The 3,494-nt window shown below is 67.0% G+C and carries 3 protein-coding genes; 2 read left to right on the top strand and 1 reads right to left on the bottom strand.

Annotation, left to right across the window (positions count from 1 at the left end; translation table 11 throughout):
• Positions 1-45: 45 nt before the first annotated feature.
• Together BRAO375_RS32420 and BRAO375_RS32415 are read left to right on the top strand one after the other, a co-directional pair.
• Positions 46-1,227 carry a bifunctional 2-C-methyl-D-erythritol 4-phosphate cytidylyltransferase/2-C-methyl-D-erythritol 2,4-cyclodiphosphate synthase gene (locus BRAO375_RS32420; RefSeq protein WP_009031666.1) on the top strand — a complete coding sequence of 394 codons (1,182 nt, stop codon included), beginning with the start codon at positions 46-48 and terminating at the stop codon, positions 1,225-1,227.
• A 374-nt stretch (positions 1,228-1,601) separates the two neighbouring features.
• Complete coding sequence (locus BRAO375_RS32415) at positions 1,602-2,216, top strand: CinA family protein (protein WP_009031665.1); 615 nt, start codon at positions 1,602-1,604, stop codon at positions 2,214-2,216.
• 340 nt (positions 2,217-2,556) lie between these two features.
• Here BRAO375_RS32415 and BRAO375_RS32410 read toward each other — a convergent pair whose 3' ends face one another.
• Complete coding sequence (locus BRAO375_RS32410; RefSeq protein ID WP_035643339.1) at positions 2,557-2,784, bottom strand: hypothetical protein; 228 nt, start codon at positions 2,782-2,784, stop codon at positions 2,557-2,559.
• Positions 2,785-3,494: the final 710 nt, after the last annotated feature.

Here is a 3,494-nt window from a genome sequence, read left to right as displayed (position 1 = left end):
CCATTCACCGCTTCCTCACCTCATCAACATCGATACCCCGTTCCCATGACGACTTCTCAGCGGACTGCAGCCATTCTCGTCGCGGCCGGACGCGGCCTGCGCGCCGGCGCCGGCGGTCCGAAGCAATATCGCACGATCGGCGGCCGCACTGTCATCCATCGCGCGCTCGCCGCCTTCGCCGAGCATCCCGAGGTGGCCGTGGTGCAGCCGGTCGTGAACCCCGACGACATCGACGTCTTCAACGCCGCCGTCTCCGGCCTGCGCCACGAGCCGCCCGCACATGGCGGCGCCACGCGTCAGGCCTCGGTGCTCGCAGGCCTCGAAGCGCTGGTGCCGCACAAGCCTGACATCGTGCTGATCCACGATGCCGCGCGTCCGTTCGTGACCCCGGCCGTGATCTCGCGCGCAATCGTCGCTGCCAACACGACCGGCGCTGCGATTCCCGTCGTGCCCGTCACCGATACGATCAAGGAAGTCGGCGCCCGCGGTGACATCACAGCGACCCCGGAACGTGCAAAGCTCCGCATCGCGCAGACGCCGCAGACCTTCAAGTTCGACACGATCCTCGAGGCTCATCGCCGCGCGGCGCGCGACGGTCTCACCGAGTTCACAGATGATGCGGCGATTGCCGAATGGGCGGGATTGACCGTCGCGACGTTCGAGGGCGATGTTGCCAACATGAAGCTCACCACTCCGGAAGATTTCGTGCGCGAGGAAGCGCGCCTTACAGCATCGCTCGGCGATATCAGGACCGGCACCGGTTACGACGTGCACGCCTTCGGCGAAGGCGACCATGTCTGGCTGTGCGGCCTGCGCGTGCCGCATAGCAAGGGCTTCCTGGCCCATTCCGACGGCGACGTCGGCCTGCACGCTCTGGTTGACGCTATTTTGGGCGCCCTCGCGGATGGCGACATCGGCTCGCACTTCCCCCCCTCCGACATGAAGTGGAAGGGCGCCTCCTCCGACCAGTTCCTGAAATACGCCATCGAGCGCGTGACCGCCCGCGGCGGCCGCGTCGCCAATCTCGAAGTCACGATGATCTGCGAGCGCCCGAAGATTGGTCCCTTGCGCGACCAGATGCGCGCGCGCATCGCCGAGATCACCGGCGTCGACATCTCGCGCATCGCGGTGAAAGCCACCACCAGCGAGCGCCTCGGCTTCACCGGCCGCGAAGAAGGCATCGCGGCCACCGCCAGCGCGACGATCCGTCTGCCGTGGGGTGTGTAGCCGGGAGCATGTGAGCTCGAGCGATCCGATGTCCTAGACGGCGTTGATCGCTCCTTTCAGATACGAGATCGAGCTGGTCTCTGGACGTTGGAGTCGAAGTTCAACCGCGAGCGCCGGTGTGCTCCCTCTCCCCGTTCTTCACGGGGAGAGGGTTGGGTGAGGGGCAGCCGCACGGGCAGTGCGAATGGTGAGACCTGCACCCTCACCCGAATTGCATCTTGCGATGCAATCGACCTTTCCCCGCCCTAGCGAAGCTTCGCTTCGCCCTGGCGGGGCGAGGTCAAGGTGCCCGCGGCTGCACGTCGAGTCTTTGGACAGATCCAAGTTCAGCGCGGTCAAACTTGAGACTGCTAGTTCGAGGACGAGAGCGGGACATGGCGAGCGAACGTCAAATCGGCTCCACCAGCGCGCTGGCCCGCTCGCTGCTCGACCTCTGCCGGTCGCGCAAGCTGATGATCGCGACCGCCGAATCCTGCACCGGCGGCCTGGTCGCCGCCGCGCTCACCGAGATCCCCGGCTCCTCCGATGTCATCGACCGCGGTTTCGTCACCTACTCCAACGAGGCCAAGCGCGCGATGCTCGGCGTCGAGGCCTCGACCCTGCAAACCTTCGGCGCCGTCTCCAAGGAGACCGCGATCCAGATGGCCGTGGGCGCGCTCGAACGCGCCGACGTCGACCTCGCGGTGGCGATCACCGGCATCGCCGGCCCCGGCGGCGCCACCCCCGGCAAGCCGGTCGGCCTCGTCCATTTCGCCGTCGCCGCCCGCGACGGCCGCATCACCCACCGCGAGCACCGCTTCGGCGCCATCGGCCGCAGCACAGTGCGGACACGTTCGGTGATCGAGGCGCTGCGGATGCTGATGGAACTGGCGCGGCCGCAGGTCGCCGTGAAGCCGAAACGCGCGGCGGCGACGCGGCTGCGCCCGCGCGTGGCGCGGGCACCAAGGCTGCACCCGGTGAAGCGGCCGCCGAGGCGGCCAAGGACGTAGTTGCGAACGCTGCCCTCGCCACGCCGTCATCGCGAGCGCAGCGACGCGATCCAGTCCTTTGCGACTCAACAGAGCGACGGCCATCGCCCCCCTCCGCCGGCATCCCCGCGGAAGCGGGGATCCATAGCCACCGCGCGTCGTGCGGCGGCACGCCGGTGGCTCCGACGTCGTCTCACCACGTCCGCCGCGGAGTATGGATCCCGGGTCGGCGCCTGCGCGGCGCTTCGCGCCGCTCCGGCTTGCCCGGGACGACAGCTGTGGATGCGGCCGAAGCTCCTGGATGGCTGGCAGGCATATCCCGCTCAAGTTCGCGCGCGGCGGGAAATCGTGAAGCGGAGTTTCAGAGACCGCGTTTGGCCCATATGGCCTTGATCTCGTCGTCGGTCGCATACTGGCGCTGATCCGCCTCGCGAAGCGATCCTTCGAATGAAGACAGGTCTACGGGAGTCAAGTCGACGCGAGCATCGTCGTGTCCAGTCAACCGCAACAGCACGCGTGTTAGTTCGTCCTGCTCTTCGGCTGGAAGCCGGCGTGCAACGTCGAAAGCCCTGTCAAGCAAAGTCGTCATGTTAGCAGCATGGACCTTCCAGCGCCGAGCCGGAAGTGGCGCAAGACGTTGGCGCAGAGGCCGCAGGCGCGTTGTGCGGGGAAAACATCGACGGCGGCCCTTGCTCATTGGCTATGGCGAAGCTGCCGCCTCACCCTCCACCGTCATCCCCGCGAAAGCGGGGATCCATAACCCTGGGGCGTGGTGTGGCGGCACGCCGGTGGCTCCGATCTCGTCTCACCACGGCTGCTGCGGAGTATGGATCCCGGGTCGGCGCCTGCGCGGCGCTTTGCGCCGTTCCGGCTTGCCCGGGATGACAGCTTTGTATCGAGCGCACGCGCTCGCCGGGCAAATCAGGTCGCTTCGGACGCGTCGATGCGACGATCATCCGGGCGGCGGTGGTTGACATCGGCTGCGCCCAAACGCGATTTTCGTCAGCGCTTTCAACGTCCGACTCATTGTCCAGTCCTTCCCGCAAAAATATTCCTCTTTCGCTTTTCCAGAACTCATGCTTCTTATCCCTCATCCCGCCTCGACACGAGGGACGTATCGCGATCGTCACGACACGCGAGGTGGGGAGGCGATGGCCGCCGGTGGGCCGCAGCGCGTCCGAGGACGTGCCGACGAACGGCTCCTGGCGGACGTGAAGTCGCAGCGTCCTGACACCCCGAAGCTGGTGTCACGCCGGCGGTGATGATCCGCCGGTCACGGGGGCAAGACAGCCGGTCCCC

The sequence above is a fragment of the Bradyrhizobium sp. ORS 375 genome (genome assembly GCF_000239775.1).
In the GTDB taxonomy this organism is placed as follows: domain Bacteria; phylum Pseudomonadota; class Alphaproteobacteria; order Rhizobiales; family Xanthobacteraceae; genus Bradyrhizobium.
This window is presented reverse-complemented; position numbering and strand designations above follow the sequence as displayed.